Genomic DNA, 16,255 nt, shown 5'->3' on the forward strand with positions numbered 1-16,255 from the left:
CTTTTATAACCTCCGTATGGCCCTGCTATAGGCTATGAGACCTAGTATTGTAGTGAGCATAAGTGAAAGCGTTAGTGCGCTATAGCATTGCTGGTCTATGAAGCCTAGCTGAAGCGCGGCTGATGCAATGGCAAGGCCGACCTCCCCCCTTGGCTCCATGCCAGTCCCAGCGAGCACGGACTCCTTCCCATTCCTAGTCATTGCGTAGGCGAAGGGCAGGACGCCGGCCAGCTTCCCAATCAGGGCGGCCGCGATCATTATAAACGAAGCCAACAGGTCTGTCAAGCCCATTGTAACTAAGTCAAACTCCGCGCCAACCACGACAAAGAATATGGACCCAAAGACCAGTAGGAAGGACCTAGAGAACTCCTGAAGCCTCTGGGAGCCTGAGAACTCGCTCAGCGAGACGCCAGCTATGAAGGCGGCAATTATTGGCGAGAACCCAAGGGCCTGCATTATGGCTATTATGCCAAAGAGGACAACTAGGGACATCTCAAGAATGTACTGGCCTCCAACCCTTGACGTGAGGAACGGCACCACCTTTATTGACGTTACAAATATTATGACCCATGCCACGGAGTAAAAGGCCACGACCCTGATCACGCCGACAAGCGTGGTGCCGTGGGACTCGGAGACTCCGAAGGCTATTGAGAGGAGGATCAACGAGACTACGTCATCTATTGCTGAGGCCGAGAGCAGGAAGTCGACCCACTTGCCGTTAACCCTTGCCGACTGGAGAGAGCCGGATACCACGGCTAGGCTAGTTGACGCCAGGGCGGAGCCAACTATCATGGATACGTCAAGGTCCAACGAGAGGTAGCCCCTAATAGCGACGATGAGCGCAAAGGGCACAAGGGCGCCCATGATAGCCCCAAGGGCACCCCATATGCCCGCCCTCCTCAGGGGGGCAGAGCCGTGCTCCAGGCCTGACACAAATACCAGGAAAATGACTGAAAGCTGCGATAGGAACAGCACCTCAGAGCCAAGGTAAAACAGCTTAACGTTTAGGAGGCCGTTTATGAGGTCTCCCAGCGCGAAGGGGCCCATTATCATTCCTCCTAACAGCTCACCAGTTATTCTCCCATATCCATACTTCTCGGTGACGTCGCCCAGGACCTTGCCAACTAATATCATAAGTGAGAGGCCCAGCAGCTCAAGCCCTAACTCCTGCAAGGTTGGCCCCGCTTTTCTAACATGCCTACGGGTAAATTATAATGATAGCGCTCCCCTGCTCTGCCTGCCCTCAAGGAGGTAAGATATGACCTGGTCCAGCCGGTGGTAGAAGTAGTTAAGCCCGATCACGTTATGTCTGCCCGTCTGAAGCATCCTGAGCCTGAGGGCCAGCGCCATCTCGCTCAGTAGCTTTACCTCCGTGCTGATCCCTGTGTAGGGCCTTCTGACCACCTGTGGCTCCCTAGCGGACAGCTCCAGGGAGCTGAGCGTTTCAGCCAGCTCTCTCAGGGCCTCTTCAAGGGAGCCGTCAGCTATGCTGTCAGGCACCCTGCCCTCAAGCTCCACAACTTTATACAAGGCCCTGGAGAGCCTCTCGTCCTCCAAGGCTCCTCGGTCTATAGTTTGACAGGCAGAGGTTATAGGGCTAAGCCGCATTTATTTTTAGTGCTGCACTGGGCAGCGCGCCTCGGGCAGTGAGGACAAGAGGGTCTGCCGAGCGGTGAGGAGTATCGGAACTCCCTAGCCCGGGGCCCATTGGGGCCAGTGCAGGTCGCCAAGATCAACTTTAAATATGGTGGAGATGCAGCTTCTCTGTGGCGGTGCTAAGCTTTGGCTAGAGTCGCAGTGATAGGCGCTGGAGGCGTGGGCTCAGTAGCAGCCTCGGTAATAAGGGGGGAGGGCCATGAAGTCATCCTTGTAGATAAGGCCAAGGACTCTCTGGCGAGGACCGCCGAGAGGCTCAGAATGCCTTATGCCGTTGCTGACGCGCTGTCGCCTGACGAAGTTAAGAAGGCTGTAGGCACCGTGGACCTCATAGTTACTGCCCTGCCGGGGAGCATCGCCTACAGGGCCCTTAAAGGCCTGATAAACCTTGGCGCTAACATAGTAGACGTCTCATTCTTCCCCGAGGACCCGGAGGAGCTGGGCCAGCTGGCCTCTAAGGCTGGAATTCTGCTGCTCATGGACGCCGGCGTCGCCCCCGGGCTCTCAAATATGCTCATCGGAATAGGCGACAGGAAGCTGGGAGGCCTTAAGGGAGCTAAAATCTATGTGGGCGGCATAAGCGAAAGGCCCGACCCGCCCCTCGGCCTCGTGCCGAGCTGGAGCATATCCGACCTGGTGGATGAGTACAGGAGACCTGCCAGGACGATAGTTGATGGCAAGGTCGTGGCCATAGATCCGCTCTCGGGCCCCATGGGAACAATATACGTCCCAGGAGTCGGGGAGCTGGAGTACTTCCCGACGGACGGCCTCAGGACGCTGCTCAAGAGCTACTCAAACGTGTCCTTCCTGGCTGAGTACACGCTGAGGTGGCCCGGCCACGTGGCCTTCATTAAGGGCCTCAAGAAGTTGGGCCTCCTTGAACACAAGCCAATACACGTCGGCAACTACGAGGTTATGGCTGACGAGGTTCTGGCCTCCCTCATATGGTCTATGAGGGTTAACTTCAGGGACATAGTAGTGCTCGTGGTCGATGTATACGGCAAGTCTGGCGGCGGGATCAGGTTTACCCAGGTCACCAGGGCCGAGGACGGGGTGACAGCCATGGCCAAGGTCACTGGAAGCTTCCTTGGGTTTGCCGCGATCGCCGTGCTGGAAGGCAAGGTGAGGGGCGCGGGCCTAGTGTACCCCGAGTCCCTGGGCCTCAGCGAGGACGCCTCAGGGGACATAATGACCAGGCTGGCCATAAACGGCATGCCAGTAGAGGAGGAGGAGCTCGCAGGGGAACTTGAAATTCGCTAGAAGGCCTTTAACCTCGCCTTGCAACAATTCCCTAAGGTAAAGGGAGCCCTTGGTTAAGCTCAGCTACAGGAGGGGGCTGCTAGTAAGCGACTCTTACGCGCCGGGCCTAAGGTACGATGAGAGGATTGGAGGCTACGTTGGACTGCCATATAAGTACTATGAAGTACTGAACTACCTTCGAGAGTCGGGCCTAACCGTTGACGACAGGGTCCTTGACCCCATCCCGCTCCAGGCCCTTCGCGCCCCGAGGATCAGGCTCAGGGACTACCAGGAGAGGGCCCTTGAGGCATGGAAGAGGGCCGGCATGAGAGGGGTAGTGGTGCTCCCCACAGGGGCCGGCAAGACCCTCGTCGCGCTGGCCGCCATCCAGGAGGTAGGAGCCGCCACGATAATTGTGGTGCCAACGATAGACCTGCTTCACCAGTGGAAAAGCGCGATAATGAGGCACCTGGACGTGACACCCGGCATATTAGGCGGCGGCGAAAGCGAGGTGGCCGGCATTACGGTATCTACATATGACAGCGCCTACAGCAGGGCTGAGGAGCTGGGCAACAGGTTCATGTTAGCAATTTTCGACGAGGTGCACCACCTCCCGTCACCTGGCTACATGGAGGTAGCCCAGGTGCTGGCTTCCCCCTACAGGCTTGGCCTCACGGCGACGCCTGAGAGGGAGGACGGAAGGCACGTCCTGTTGCCTGACCTGGTGGGCCCCATAGTGATAAGGCTCTCGCCAGCGGAGCTGAGGGGCAAGTACCTCTCAGACTACGACATCAAGAGGATTTACGTGAGCCTCACAGACGACGAGAAGTCAAGGTATGAGTCCCTGAGGGCCAGGCTAAGGGAGGACCTGGAGAGGCTCGGCGTCACGTTAAGGTCGCTGGAGGACTTTCACAGGCTGCTGTCGTTGGCCGCAAAGAACCCGGTGGCCAGGGACGCCGTGGAGGCCTGGTACGAGTCCGTCAGGATAGCAGTTAACTCCAGGGCTAAAATTGATTCGCTGAGGAAGCTCCTGGCGGAGTACAGCGACAGGAAAGTGCTGATATTCACTAGGGACACGGAAATGGCATACAGGATCTCGCGCGAGTTCCTCGTGCCGGCCGTGACCTATAAGACGCCTAAGCAGGAGAGGCTCAAGGTACTCGAGCTCTTCAGGAAGGGCGCATACAGAGTCATAGTGGCCTCGAGCGTGTTCGACGAAGGAGTTGACGTGCCTGACGCAAGCGTAGCCATAGTTGTGGGGGGCTATGGGACCCCGCGGCAGTTCATACAGAGGCTCGGCAGGGTCCTGAGGCCCGCGGAGGGCAAGAGGGCCCTCCTCATAGAGTTGGTGACAAGGGGCACGAGCGACAGCAGGCTGAGCATGAGGAGGAGGTCAGGTGCTGAGGTCTGACCTGGTAAGGCTTGTAGTTAGAGGCGGTAGGGCCAGGGTGCTCTTCGCGGGCGAGGACAACCTGGACGTGTTCTCTGAGGTGTTAAGGCACCTCAGGCCTGGGCTTAAACTTGGGGAGGTCCTTGAGGAGCTAAAGCCCCTCAGGAGGATATATGACCCTAAGCTCGTTGACGGCATAACTGAGGTGGCCCTGAGACACTTAGTGCTTGAGGAGGAGTCCCCGGTAAGCCCATACCTGATAAGGCAGAAGCTCTTCGAGGGAGGCCCGGCCCTCTCTGAGGAGGAGAGGCGCAGGAGGCTCGAGGAGGCAACTAAACAGCTGGGGGTCGACGCTGAGAGGTTCATGTACTCGGACTTGGACCTTGAGCGCGTCATAGTTGCTGGGCCCACAGTAGGCCCCAGGGACCTCATGGAGGAGTATAACATGGAGGAGCTGGAGGGCCTCCTGCTGAGGTCCTACATGGTTACGTTTGAGGTCAGCAACACTTGGAAGGACCTGCTCAGGTCGATTAAGGCGCTGGGACTCATGTACTATGCAAGGTCAAGGCCCGTCCAGGTGGACGTCTACGGGCCGGTGTCGCTGGCTAAGCTGACCGACAGGTACGGCAGGCTGATGGCAAGGCTCGTGCCCCACCTGCTCAGGAGCCCCAGCTGGAGGCTCAGGGCTCAGGTGGCTGTGGGAAGAACCAGGAGGATAGTGACCGTGGAGGTTACTAGCGACGACGCGCCCATGCCCAGAAGGCCCGCGGCCTCAGGCATAACGTTTGACAGCTCTGTCGAGGAGGACCTCTACAGGAAGCTCACCCTTCTGGCGAAGGACAACGGCTGGCTGGTCATAAGGGAGCCGGAGCCCCTAGTGACTCCCACTGGAGAGATAATGATACCTGACTTCGCGGTCAGCAGCGGGAGCTCTAAGGTCTTCATAGAGGTCGTGGGCTTCTGGACCAAGGAGTACATAAACAGCAAGCTCAGGAAGCTGGCCGGCCTCAGGGATCCCATACTCCTCGTCGTCAACGAGTCCCTCGGCGTTGGGGCCTTCAAGCTGACGGGCCACGACGTTGTCTCCTACAAGGATAAAGTTAACGTGGCGCCTATCTACGAGTGGCTAAAGGCGAGGCTTGCGCCCCGCGCCGGGCAGCTGCCGGAAAAGCTAGACGTGGAGGGCAGCTACGTGAGCTTTGAGGACGTCGCTAAACGCTATGGAGTTACGGTTGACGACGTGAGGAGGTTTAATGGCACGGTGGAGGGCTACGTTAAGCTCTGGAACTACTTCGTCAAAAGGGAGCTCCTTGACAGCCTCAGCAGGGAGAGACTTGAAGGCAGGAGGCTCTCCGAGCTGATGTCAAAGTATGGCCCCTGGGTTCAGGAGGCTCTGGCCCTAGTCGGCTACTCACTCAAGTGGACGGGACTGAACGACGCCGTAGTAGTAAAGGTCAGGGCACGACCCTAGTGCCTACCTCCTCGCCATTAAGTGCCCTCAGGAGCGAGTCCCACCTGACTATCCTAGTGTTAGCAACCTTGGCGGAGGCGGCCTCAGCGATCTTACCCTTCATGCTGCCTGTGACGTCAACCCCATGTTTGGCTACGTTAGCTATCTCATCCCTTGGGCTGACAACGCTCAGGACTTTTCCTTCAGGGCCTATTACGCCCTCGACGTCAGAAACGTAGATCAGGCAGTCAGCCTTAGCCTCAGAGGCCAGCATGGACGCTATGGTGTCGCCGCTCACCACCACCCCACCCCTCTCAGTGAGCACGGCGTCCCCATAGGTTAGCGGCGTTAGGCCGGCCGCGAGGTCCCTTAGCATCGGGGTCAGGTCGCAGCTTCTCTCGCCGGTACACATGCTGTGGGCGGCGTGAAGGCTAACAGGTACCCCGTGCGACAGGAGGCTGTTGACCACGGCAATTCCGAGAAGGAGCATCTCCCTCTGCACCTCTGATACCTCGCTGGGGCCCAGCCTTCCTCTCTCGGAGAGCAGCCTGCTCACTATGTAATGTCCAAAGCTGCCCCCGCCGTGGACTAGGGCCAGCCGTCCGCCCGCCTTGAGGTAGCTGGCCGCCTGCGCGGAAAGGCTTTCAAGCACGTCCCACCTGACGGTCTCAGGCGAGGACTTATCGGTTATAGCGGAGCCCCCCAGCTTGACTACCGCCAGGCCGCACCTCAAGTCTCGTCTCCGCGTAAACCTTAACTCAAGGGAAAATAAGCCTAGGCCGTAAGGCACACCAGCTCAAGCTCGCCGGGAAGCCCTGGAACCCACTCGCACTCCCCCTGGGGCGTCTGCACTCCATAGAAGAGGTAGGCTGCCGCGTTCTGGACCCTCAGCCTCTTAACCAGCTCGCCCCTGAGCGGGGAGCCTGACGTGAGGGAGTCAGACAGGTCCACGACGGCCTGGCCTATCATGTGAACCGCCGCGTCAAAGAGGCTCTCGCCAAGCTCCTGCCTGGTGGCCCCCCTGCCAACAACAGAGGACGCCCTGACCTCCATGTTAAGGTCCACCCGGCCCAACTGCAGGTCAACGACTTCATCCTCGCTCCTGTACGCAGCGGCCTTACCGCTGGCGGCCACGTACCTCATGGCATCTATGGAGCTCTGCCACCACGTGGCCCCCTCCCCCCAGGGGTCTGACATCCTTCCCATCTCAACTATCTCCAGCTCGTCCATGGTGTCCGAGTGCGACCTGGCGGTGAGGTAAAGGAGCGCCGTTGTTAAGGCCGCATAGACGCTCGCGGCAGGCCGCCTCTGGGGCAGGCCCTCTGGCTTAACGTAGGAGCAGTCGCTCATGTTAAGGCCACTCATCAGCCTTCTCCAGAACTCCCTGGCCTTTCCGACAACCTCCTGCGGCAGGCCCTCGGCGCTGAGGTCGGCCCCTTCACAGTTCTCCTGGTACTTCAGCTCAAACTTCACCTGCTCGCCCGGCACTACTAGGTATGGGTTTACCACCTCATCTATTGGAATGCCCATCACTATGAGGGGCAGCCTTAGCGAGAGCCTCAAGGGAGGCCACCATAGATATCTTTACTTGCCGGGAAGCGGCACCACGGCGGAGGCGTAGCCGACTACCCAGTCCTTCTCGCCGGTCACATCGCCTGAAGTTGCGTGCTTCAATACGACGGCCCTGGTGGCGCCCAGGCCTCTCCCCATGTAAAGCAGCGTCATCGCTGGGCCCGGCCCGCACATGGTTATGTCGTCGGCCTCGAGCACCCTGAAAAGCCCCTCGGGGTCCAGGGACTCCACGTACCTCAGGGCCTCGTTATCCTTTGAGACGGTCACGTCGTGTGGCTCATAGTGGTTCATGTCACTGCTTGCCACAAAGAGCAGGTCAACGCCGTTCTCATTAATTATCTTGACTAGGGCGTCGGCGAGGTCCTTGGACACCTCAGGGTTCTGAAGCTTTATCACTATGGGGACGAGCTTAAAGTTGGAGTCAAAGATGTACTGAAGGAATGGGACCTGGACCTCAACCGAGTGCTCGTACAGGTGCGCCTCGTTATCGAAGGTGAAGTACTTGGTATTTGATATTATCAGCTTTTCGACCTCCCTGTCAACCTCAACAGTTCCAAGGGGGGTCTCCCACGCGTCCCCCTGCCAGAGCGAGGCTGCCTCGCCGAGACCCGTGTGGTTGGGGCCCGCCACCACAACCACCTTGGGGGCTCCCTCCTGGGCCATGTTATAGTAGCTGTGCGCGGCAACGGGGCCGCTGTACATGTAACCTGCGTGGGGCACCAGGTAGCCGACGCTTGTCCTGTTCCTTGAGGGCGGCGCCTGGGGGAGCTTTCCTGGGCCAAGCCTGTGGAGGAAGCTTGACTCTATCGACTTTACCAGGTCATCCCTGTCAGCCGGGTAAAAGCTGCCAGCGTGGGCGGGCTTCCTTATTTCCTGCACCAGCTCTTCACCTGGGCTAGCTGGGTGATCAAAATTTAAACAGTTAGCTCCTGCCGTTATCATCGTTCGCCCTAACCATGGGGTGGGCGGCGACCTCCTTCATCCCCGAGTGCCTGGCGAGGGTGCCCGAAGGCCTGAGGGCCGAGAGCACCACGGCTATGGCCAGAAGCCCAAGGGAGACATGGTAGGCGAAGGCCTGAGCGTTGAGGTAACTTATCATCAACGAGGAGGGGAGGTGGCCGCTCAGGGTGCCGACAAAGAGCTGGTAGACGTAGTACGCAGGCAGGGCCGCCGTCACTGACGTCAAGGAGACGGCGAAGCTCAGGATCATCCCTGTGTTCCTGAACGTGGTCAGGGTCCCGGAGGCGACGCCGTACCTCTCCCTGGGAGCTGACGATATCACGGCAGTCGTGTTTGAGGGCCAGAAGAGGCCGCCTCCAAGGCCATAGATGCCCTCCACCATGGCAACCCACCAGAGCGGGGTCCTCGCGTTCATCATCGCTAGCAGGAACAGCGCGGCGCCCTGTATTACGAGGCCCGCCGTGCTTATTGGCCTCGGGCCATACTTGTCGGTCAGCCTGCCCCCTATGGGGCCAGCTATCATGTTGACGGCTGCCATGGGTATTATTAAGTAGGAGGCCGTCAGCACCGGCAGGCCGAATATGCCCTCAAGGTAGAACAGGAGGAGGAAGTTCACCGCAAACATCGCCAGGCTCTGCACGGTTGCCGTGAATATCGATGCTGTGAACATCCTGTTATACTTAAACATCCTGAGGTCTACGATAGGATCCCTAACCTTATACAGCTCCCAGAAGGCGAACGCCGCGAGCAGCGGGGGTGCCGCTGCAAATGACAGCAGCGTGTACGTGTCGGACCATCCCCTTAGGAGGCCTAACGTGAAGCCCAGCTGAAGCGCAAGTATGCCCAAAGTGAACAGGACGGCCGCGGGCACGTCAAAGCTTTCGCCGACCCTCCTGAAATTCGTCTCCCTGAGGGTCACGTAAGCCCACAGCGTCCCAAAGATTCCTATGGGCACGTTGATCAGGAATATCCACCTCCACGTGGTATATGTTATTATTAGCCCTCCCAGGATTATGCCCAGCACAGTGCCCGAGGACCACACTATGGAGTTAATGCCCAGCGCCCTGCCCCTTTCGTTTACTGGGAACGCCTCAGAAATTATTGCAAGGGAGTTTGATAGCATCATAGCAGAGCCTATGCCCTGCAGTGCCCTGAAGGCCACCAGCTCAAGGCCGCTCTGGGACAGCGCCGAGAGCAGGGAGCCTATTGTGAACACCACGAAGCCGGCGTTGTATATCTTCTTCCTCCCGTAGGTGTCGCCGACCCTTCCAAAGGTGAGCACCAGAGAGGTGTTGGCAAGCAGGTAGGCCACAACTATCCAGACTATAGTTACGTAGTCGGCGTGAAGGTCCTCAGCTATGGGAACGAGGGCCAGGAGCACCACGGTGCTGTCTATTGCCGACATCAGTGAGCCGACGCTTGTAACTGACAGCGCCTTCCACTTATACTCCAAGCCGGCCGCCTTGAGTATCAAGTTAATCGAAATATCTTATACCTTACTATTGACTTTTGCGGCTGCACAGAGCTTAAAAACTAGGCCGAAAGCCAAGAGTGCTGGTGGGCCCGTAGTCTAGATTGGTTAGGACGCCGCCCTGACACGGCGGAGGTCGCCGGTTCAAGTCCGGCCGGGCCCACCACTTGCCTGTATTGGCTGACCTCCTCGCCGCCTGAAGGTGAGGCCTGCCATTAATTTTGTGCTATGAAGGCAAGCGCGCCGCGAACGTAGATGTCCTTATTTAAGTTTATCAGCGGCGAGCGTAGGGAGCTTCAGGGCCAGGGATTATGACGAAGCTGCTGGTGCTGAGCGACGCTCATGGAAACCCTTACGCCTTACGCGCCGTTATTGGCTCCGAGAGCTACGACGAGGTGCTGTTTCTTGGGGACGCCGTGGACTATGGTCCAAGGCCGGGCGAGGTCATAGACGTGCTTAGGTCCGTTGGCGCGAGGGCTGTCATGGGGAACCACGATAACGCCCTGGTCCATGGAGTCGACTGCATGTGCGGCGAGGAGACCCATTGGGTGAGCGTCTTCTTCAGGGAGAACTACACGAAAAGGCTTGTCTCAGATGGCGACCTAGCGCTCATAGCTTCATGGCCTGAGAGGCTGGAGCTCGACCTGGGCCGCATGGGGAGGTCGCTGGCGGTTCACGGCTCGCCCTCAAGCCCCCTTTACGGCTACATCTACCCATGGCTTGACGACGACTCCGTGAAGAAAATGCTCACGAGGAGCCTCAGGCTCTCACCGCCTACCGGCGGCAGGCTGGACTATTCCCTGTACCTGGTGGGGCACACGCATTACCAGTTTGTGAGGAGGATCGGGGGCAGCCTCCTCGTGAACCCAGGCAGCGTGGGCCAGCCAAGGGATGGGGACCCGAGGGCGGCCTACGCTGTCATCGACACTGAGAACGGCGAAGTGGAGCTAAAGAGGGCCAAATATGACGCCAGCCTCGTTGTCAGGGACCTTGAGGCCCTCGGGGTGCCGGAGCCCTACATGAGCGCCCTTAAGCTGATGTTCCTAGAGGCCAGGGTGCCTTCAAGGGCCCGGGGCTCAGCTAATTAACGTTCCAGGCCAAAGGACCAGTGGCCGATGAGCGGTAGCGAACCGGCTGAAGCGGTGATTGAAAGCTCTCGTGCGAGGCCGAAAAGCAGGTGGGTCCAAAACGCCATTGAAGAGGTGTCGGCTCAGCCTATGTAGAGTATGGGGCCCCCGTAGACCTCGTCAAGGAACGCCTCGGCGCCCTTTATGTCGTCAACCACGTCAGCCAGGTCCTCCTTCTTAACGTTGTAGAACTGGGCCGCCGGGGGGCAGGCGTATATCTTGAATGAGTCCTTGTAGAGGTCCTTCAGCTCCTTTATCCACGAGTACCAGTCCTTTACCTTGCCAGAGCTGATCGACTCCTTGAGGTTCTTCAGGTAGGTCTCCACGTAGGGCTTGAAGTACTGTGGGAACGTGGTCAGGTCTACGTCATCAGTGCTCAGCCTGGGAAGGACTTCCTTCTTAAAGGCAACCAGCCCCTCGTTGACCAGGTGCACCCTGACGTCGTAGCCCATGGCCAGCGCCGTGGCGCCGTATATTATCAGGCAGCATATCCTGTTGGAAGCGCCTGAGGCGAACACTATACCCAGCTTCCTCTTCCCCTCACTCAAGGCTCTCGCTGCCATTTAGAAAACGCTTGAGGCTATTATAACTTTCTCTATATAGAGTAAGCTAACGCCCGTAGGCCCTGGCCATGTCCCTGAGCCTCCCCGCGGCCCTCCTGAGCCCATCAAATGAGTCAAGCCTCCACCTCCAGTTGTTGCCAACGGTGCCCGGCGTGTTCATCCTGGCCTCAGGGCCCAGGCCAAGCACGTCCTGGACTGGGAATATTGACACGTCCGCCACGCTCATCATGGCGAGCCTTATGAAGGCCCAGTTTATCCCCCTAACATCCCTGAGCCCCATGTAGTTCATTGCCTCGCGCCTCGCCCTGGGGGAGGCCTCGCGGAGGAACCAGCCAACTATCGTGTTGTTGTCGTGGGTGCCCGTGTAAACAACGAAGTTCCTGCCGTAGTTGTGCGGCTTGTACGGGTTGTTTGGGTTACCGTCCCAGGCGAACTGCAGCACCTTGAGGCCGGGGAGGCCGAGCCTGTCCCTGAGCTGCACCACGTCAGGCGTTATGAACCCCAGGTCCTCAGCTATGAGCTGGAGCCTCGGCACCTCCCTCATAACCCGCCTGAAGAGGTCCTCCCCAGGGCCCTTGGTCCACCTGCCGTTGACGGCCGTCCTCTCGCCCGCCGGCACCTCCCAGTAGGCGGCGAAGCCCCTGAAGTGGTCAAGCCTGACCGCGTCGAAGAGCTCCGAGGCGTGGGCGAACCTCCTTATCCACCAGGAGTACCTCTCCCTCCTGAGCGACTCCCAGTCGTAGACGGGCGTGTTCCACAGCTGCCCGGTCCTGCTGAAGTAGTCGGGCGGCACCCCGGAGACGTAGGTAGGCCTGAGGTCGCGGCCCAGCTTGAATATCCTTGGGTTTGACCACACGTCGGCGCTGTCGTAGCTCACGTAAATCGGTATGTCGCCTATTATCCTTATGCCGAGCCTCCTCGCATGCGCCCTGAGCGAGGACCACTGCGAGAAGAACTCGTACTGGACGAAGTACTCAAGCTCCACCCTCTCCTTCAGCCTCTCGCGCCAGGCCTGCAGCTCGCCCCTGTCCCTGCGCCTGAGGCCCTCGGGCCACGAGGACCAGTCGGAGCCCTTGAAGTGCTCCCTCAGCGAGACGTAAAGCGCGTAGTCCTCAAGCCACCAGGAGTTCCTGTCAAGGAACCTGTCGTAGTCGCCGCTGGGCTTAAACCTTGAGAAGGCCAGCCTGAGGAGCCTCGCCCTGTGCTCATAAGCAAGCCCGTAGTCCACCCTGTTCGGCTCCCCCCGCGGGATGGAGGCGAGCTCCTCAGCGGTGAGGAGCCCCTCGTTTGCCAGCAGCTGGGGGCTCACCATTATGGGGTTCCCGGCGAAGGCCGAGAGGCCGCTGTAGGGCGAGTTGTCGTGCTCAGGGGCGGTGGGGCTTAGGGGCAGCACCTGCCAGTACCTCTGCCCCGCCTCCCTAAGTATTTCGAGGAACTCGTGGGCTGAGGGGCCCAGGTCACCCACTAAAGGGGAGCCTGGGAGGGAAGTTATGTGCAGCAGCAGGCCGCTTCCCCTTTCCACTTAGCTTCCCCGCCTGAAACGTTGGCAAAGAAAGAAGTTTATTAAGAAAAGGGGCTGCCCGCCTGGCTCAAGCCCTGGCCCTCAAGGCCCTTATTGAGGCCCCTGAGGCGCCGGCCGATAAGAGCATGAGCGAGGCGAAAGAGAGCGTCACCCCAAGCGACGAGAACGGCGTTAGGCCCATGCCGAACAGGTAGTCAATTCCGGCCATGGAGCCTGGGGAGTACACGGAGCTGAGCGGGAGCCCCAGGGCGGCGTCAAGTATCATAGCGAGCGTCATGAGCCCAGCTATGACAGCTGTGAGCGCATAGGTCGCCCTCAGGGGCCTCAGGAGGAGCGTCACCCCCACCGCCGCGCTGAAGGCCGTGTAGGCGGCAAGCAAGTAGTAGTGAAGGGGGGCCGTGGCCCTGAGGGCAGAGTCAAATGCCAGCAAGTAGCCCTCCGGGATGAACGTTAGCAGCGACAGCGCTGGCGCCGACCTGCGCGGCCCGAGGAGCCCTAGGCCAAAGACCGCGGCCAGCGAAAGAATGACGACAACGACAAACGCGGCGAGAGGCGCGAGACTTGAGCTTGAAGGTGAGGACGATGGCACGGTAGTGGTATAGGTGCTTGTAGTAGTTATGGTTTTCGTTGTAGTCACGGTAGTCGTAGCGACGCTGGACGGCGCTGTAGTCGTGGTGGAGGTCACACTGGTAGTGGTAGTGCTAGTCGTCGTAGTAGTATTGGACTTAACGTAGACGTAGATGGTTGCTGGCGAGCTTGACGGGTCGTCTCCCGTGGCGCTGACGTTGACCTCGTAGACCCCAGGAGGGGCGTTGGAGGCCACGGTTATCGTCAGCTTGCCTGAAAACGTGGGATCTCCTGAAGAGGGTGACGCGGTGGCACTTATATAGCTGGACGACGTTACTACCTTGACGTTGGTCCCCCAGGTATTGCCGCTCACCAGCTTAACAGTAAACGATACCGTCGTGGAGCCCCCAGGGTAGAGCGTGACGTTATTTGCGCTCACCACCACCTCCGAGGTCCCGTAGCCGTACTGAGCCACGGCCACGGAAGGCAGCAGGGCCATGAGAAGGGCCGCGAGAAGAAGGACGCCAAGGAGCCTCACCTTACCCACCTGCGTGCCCCCTAAGGGGCGGTGAGCTTATGCCTATCTCTATAAGGAGAAATACCTTGCGTGCCCGGGTATAGGCAGGCATATTTGTGGTTTCTAAAAGACCGGGTATAGGCAGGCATATTTGTGGTTTCTAAAAGACAAGGTATTCTCCCAGGGTAATCATTTAAGTTAGCATCGGGCTTATTGGTATAGCCGGGGAGAGCCAGCAAGAGGGAGCGGCTTGCAGGAGCTCGAGGAGAGGCTAAGGAGGCTGAGGGAGCTTCAGGACGCCATACTGGGCTGCAACAGGTGTCCAAGGCTCAGGAGGTTTGACGTCGAGGTCGGCCTCAACCCGCCCAGGAGGTTCAGGGGCCAGGCCTACTGGTCGAGGCCGGTTCCAAGCCTTGGGGACCCCCTGGCCCCAATAGTGGTGGTCGGCATGGCCCCGGCCCCTCACGGCGGCAACAGGACGGGCAGGATGTTCACAGGGGACCAGTCAGGGAACAACTTCTTCAGGGCGCTTTACGAGGCCTGCCTGGCCAACAAGCCCACCAGCGTCAGCAGGGACGACGGGCTTCAGGTGTACCACGTTTATATAACGGCGTCGCTTCACTGCGCCCCGCCGGACAACAGGCCCCTCAGGGAGGAGATTGACAACTGCTTCCCGTACCTAAAGGAGGAGCTGGGCCTTCTGCCAAACGCCAGGGTCTTCGTGGCCCTGGGGAGGCTCGCCTTCGACCAGCTCTGCAAGGTCTTTAACGTCAGGTTTGAGTTTAGGCACGGGGCCGAGTACAGGCTGCCGGACGGCAGGTGGCTCATAGCCAGCTACCACCCGAGCCCGAGGAACGTTAACACCGGGACGCTGACGATAGGGGACCTCAGGAACATCTTTGAGAGGGCTAAGCAGCTGGCCGGCATAGGTGATGAGTGTGAGAGGCCCAGCTGAGGTGGCGCCTAACCTCTACGCGGGGCCGGGCTGCGTCGACTTAGATGAGTACGGCATAAAGGTGGACGTGATCATAACGCTTGAGCCCTCGTGCCCGGCGGAGGCGACGGGCTCCTCAAGGGAGGTCTACCCCATAAGGGACATGGAGGTGGAGCCCATAGGCAACACGGCCTCCGCCATCGCTGCAATAGCAAGGCACCTTGAGCAGGGCAGGAGGGTTTACGTGCACTGCTACGCAGGCTGCGGCAGGACTGGAACAGTGGTCTCAGGGTACCTTGTGCTCTTCCGCGGCATGAGCCCTGAGGAGGCAGTGAACGCCTTTGAGGGTGCCAGGGGCTGCGGGCCGGAGTCCGAGGAGCAGCTGATGTTCCTGGACCTGCTGGACGTAATGAAGAGGAGGCTGGGGCCCTGGGGCACAATAAGGGAGCTGTCGCAGGGGATGGGTCTCGGTGACGTCCTCTCAGGCGTATGAGTGCATGGTCAACGCCTCAGCGCTCTCCCTCGGGGCAATCCTTGAGCCCCTAGCGCACCCAAAGCCTGGGGCGGTGACGAGGGTTGAGGGCCAGAAGGACAAGGACATCTTCGACTTCGCGTTAAACCACGAGGCCGTGGAAAGGGGCGCGTTAGCCGCCTGCGTTAAGGCCGCTGAGGGGGCGGGGGACCCCATAGCGGCCGGCCTCGAGGAGTACCTGAGGGCAGTTAAGGGGATGGGGCTAAGGACAAACGTCGGCCTGGGCCAGGCCCTCATGATAATTCCCTTGGCCTCGGCGTCGCCGGGCAGGCCAGGCACTAAGGACCTCTGTAGGGCGGCCAGCGAGCTGGTCAGAAGGTCAACGCCAAGGGCCTCCGAGGCCTACTATGAGCTCCTTAGACTCTTTACGCCGTCTCACCTGGGCAGGTACTGGGGGCCCCTTCCTGACGTCAGCGAGGGCAGGCCCACGGTTGGCCTTGGGGAGGTGCTAAAAGCCGTTGACGACATAACGTCCCAGGAGGTGGTCAACGGCTACAGGCTCACGCAGGCCGCGGTTGAGATTATGAGGAAGGAGGTTAGGGAGGGGTACGAGAGGGCCCTGGTTAGAGCTTACTCATACCTGGCCTCAACTGTTCATGACTCCCTTCTCGCAAGGTCTAAGGGGGTCAGGGCGTCACTCATAGCAACTGCCGAGGCCTCGCTGGCGAGCAACTTTGAGCTGTTAGACAGGATGTGGAGGTCCCGGGGCTGGAGCCTGGGCTCCATTCTCGACGTTCTGAGCGCGGCGGCCTCCC

16 protein-coding genes and 1 tRNA gene are annotated in these 16,255 nt (G+C 59.4%); 8 read left to right on the top strand and 9 right to left on the bottom strand.

Annotated features, from left to right (window positions below):
• Positions 1–3: 3 nt before the first annotated feature.
• Positions 4–1,173, bottom strand: coding sequence for a cation:proton antiporter (locus tag ACP5H1_RS03745; RefSeq protein ID WP_427971865.1), 1,170 nt, complete (start codon positions 1,171–1,173; stop codon positions 4–6).
• Positions 1,174–1,209: 36 nt separating this feature from the next.
• Positions 1,210–1,557 carry a hypothetical protein gene (locus ACP5H1_RS03750; protein ID WP_427971868.1) on the bottom strand — a complete coding sequence of 116 codons (348 nt, stop codon included), beginning with the start codon at positions 1,555–1,557 and terminating at the stop codon, positions 1,210–1,212.
• A gap of 225 nt (positions 1,558–1,782) precedes the next feature.
• On the opposite strand from ACP5H1_RS03750, the gene ACP5H1_RS03755 reads away from it, so the two are divergent.
• Genes ACP5H1_RS03755 through ACP5H1_RS03765 form a run of 3 tightly spaced genes read left to right on the top strand, consistent with a single transcriptional unit; the run spans position 1,783 to position 5,756 of the window.
• Positions 1,783–2,916 (top strand): saccharopine dehydrogenase C-terminal domain-containing protein, encoded by a 1,134-nt coding sequence (locus ACP5H1_RS03755; protein ID WP_427971870.1) that lies wholly within the window; start codon positions 1,783–1,785, stop codon positions 2,914–2,916.
• A gap of 49 nt (positions 2,917–2,965) precedes the next feature.
• Positions 2,966–4,306, top strand: a complete 1,341-nt coding sequence (locus ACP5H1_RS03760) for a DEAD/DEAH box helicase (protein WP_427971872.1) — start codon at positions 2,966–2,968, stop codon at positions 4,304–4,306.
• Positions 4,293–5,756: a DUF790 family protein gene (locus ACP5H1_RS03765; protein WP_427971875.1), complete on the top strand. Its 1,464-nt coding sequence runs from the start codon at positions 4,293–4,295 to the stop codon at positions 5,754–5,756. Before ACP5H1_RS03760 ends, ACP5H1_RS03765 begins: the two co-directional genes overlap by 14 nt.
• Here ACP5H1_RS03765 and ACP5H1_RS03770 read toward each other — a convergent pair.
• From ACP5H1_RS03770 to ACP5H1_RS03785, 4 genes are read right to left on the bottom strand one after another with little or no spacing between them, the layout of a single operon-like run.
• Complete coding sequence (locus ACP5H1_RS03770) at positions 5,740–6,468, bottom strand: isopentenyl phosphate kinase (protein ID WP_427971877.1); 729 nt, start codon at positions 6,466–6,468, stop codon at positions 5,740–5,742. The genes ACP5H1_RS03765 and ACP5H1_RS03770 overlap by 17 nt on opposite strands.
• A 41-nt stretch (positions 6,469–6,509) precedes the next feature.
• Positions 6,510–7,298 (bottom strand): hypothetical protein, encoded by a 789-nt coding sequence (locus ACP5H1_RS03775; protein ID WP_427971880.1) that lies wholly within the window; start codon positions 7,296–7,298, stop codon positions 6,510–6,512.
• A gap of 21 nt (positions 7,299–7,319) precedes the next feature.
• Positions 7,320–8,186 carry an AmmeMemoRadiSam system protein B gene (amrB, locus tag ACP5H1_RS03780; RefSeq protein ID WP_427971883.1) on the bottom strand — a complete coding sequence of 289 codons (867 nt, stop codon included), beginning with the start codon at positions 8,184–8,186 and terminating at the stop codon, positions 7,320–7,322.
• Between the two features lie 43 nt (positions 8,187–8,229).
• Positions 8,230–9,720 carry an MFS transporter gene (locus tag ACP5H1_RS03785; RefSeq protein WP_427971885.1) on the bottom strand — a complete coding sequence of 497 codons (1,491 nt, stop codon included), beginning with the start codon at positions 9,718–9,720 and terminating at the stop codon, positions 8,230–8,232.
• A gap of 106 nt (positions 9,721–9,826) precedes the next feature.
• Between ACP5H1_RS03785 and ACP5H1_RS03790 the strand changes: the two genes are divergently transcribed.
• Together ACP5H1_RS03790 and ACP5H1_RS03795 are read left to right on the top strand one after the other, a co-directional pair.
• Positions 9,827–9,904 (top strand) — tRNA-Val (locus ACP5H1_RS03790).
• Between the two features lie 145 nt (positions 9,905–10,049).
• On the top strand, positions 10,050–10,826 hold the full coding sequence (locus tag ACP5H1_RS03795) for a metallophosphoesterase family protein (RefSeq protein WP_427971887.1): 777 nt from the start codon (positions 10,050–10,052) through the stop codon (positions 10,824–10,826).
• Positions 10,827–10,948: 122 nt separating this feature from the next.
• Here ACP5H1_RS03795 and ACP5H1_RS03800 read toward each other — a convergent pair whose 3' ends face one another.
• From ACP5H1_RS03800 to ACP5H1_RS03810, 3 genes are all read right to left on the bottom strand, one after another.
• Entirely contained in the window at positions 10,949–11,413 is a 465-nt protein-coding gene (locus ACP5H1_RS03800; RefSeq protein ID WP_427971890.1) for a DsrE/DsrF/DrsH-like family protein, read from the bottom strand.
• A 61-nt stretch (positions 11,414–11,474) separates the two neighbouring features.
• Positions 11,475–12,950 carry a 4-alpha-glucanotransferase gene (gene malQ / locus ACP5H1_RS03805; RefSeq protein ID WP_427971892.1) on the bottom strand — a complete coding sequence of 492 codons (1,476 nt, stop codon included), beginning with the start codon at positions 12,948–12,950 and terminating at the stop codon, positions 11,475–11,477.
• A gap of 67 nt (positions 12,951–13,017) precedes the next feature.
• Complete coding sequence (locus tag ACP5H1_RS03810) at positions 13,018–14,064, bottom strand: hypothetical protein (RefSeq protein ID WP_427971894.1); 1,047 nt, start codon at positions 14,062–14,064, stop codon at positions 13,018–13,020.
• Positions 14,065–14,284: 220 nt separating this feature from the next.
• On the opposite strand from ACP5H1_RS03810, the gene ACP5H1_RS03815 reads away from it, so the two are divergent.
• From ACP5H1_RS03815 to ACP5H1_RS03825, 3 genes are all read left to right on the top strand, one after another.
• On the top strand, positions 14,285–14,989 hold the full coding sequence (locus ACP5H1_RS03815; RefSeq protein WP_427971897.1) for a uracil-DNA glycosylase: 705 nt from the start codon (positions 14,285–14,287) through the stop codon (positions 14,987–14,989).
• The gene (locus ACP5H1_RS03820) at positions 14,973–15,461 is read left to right on the top strand and encodes a protein-tyrosine phosphatase family protein (protein WP_427971899.1); all 489 of its coding nucleotides are present in this window, start codon (positions 14,973–14,975) and stop codon (positions 15,459–15,461) included. Before ACP5H1_RS03815 ends, ACP5H1_RS03820 begins: the two co-directional genes overlap by 17 nt.
• A partial coding sequence (locus ACP5H1_RS03825) for a triphosphoribosyl-dephospho-CoA synthase (protein WP_427971901.1) occupies positions 15,439–16,255 on the top strand: 817 nt, incomplete at its 3' end. The genes ACP5H1_RS03820 and ACP5H1_RS03825, both read left to right, overlap by 23 nt.

Source organism: Acidilobus sp., assembly GCF_049973875.1.
In the GTDB taxonomy this organism is placed as follows: Archaea; Thermoproteota; Thermoprotei_A; order Sulfolobales; family Acidilobaceae; genus Acidilobus.

Excerpts from the sequence above, each read along its gene's own strand:
- ACP5H1_RS03795 (WP_427971887.1), top strand. The coding sequence starts at position 10,050 with ATGACGAAGCTGCTGGTGCTGAGCGACGCTCATGGAAACCCTTACGCC.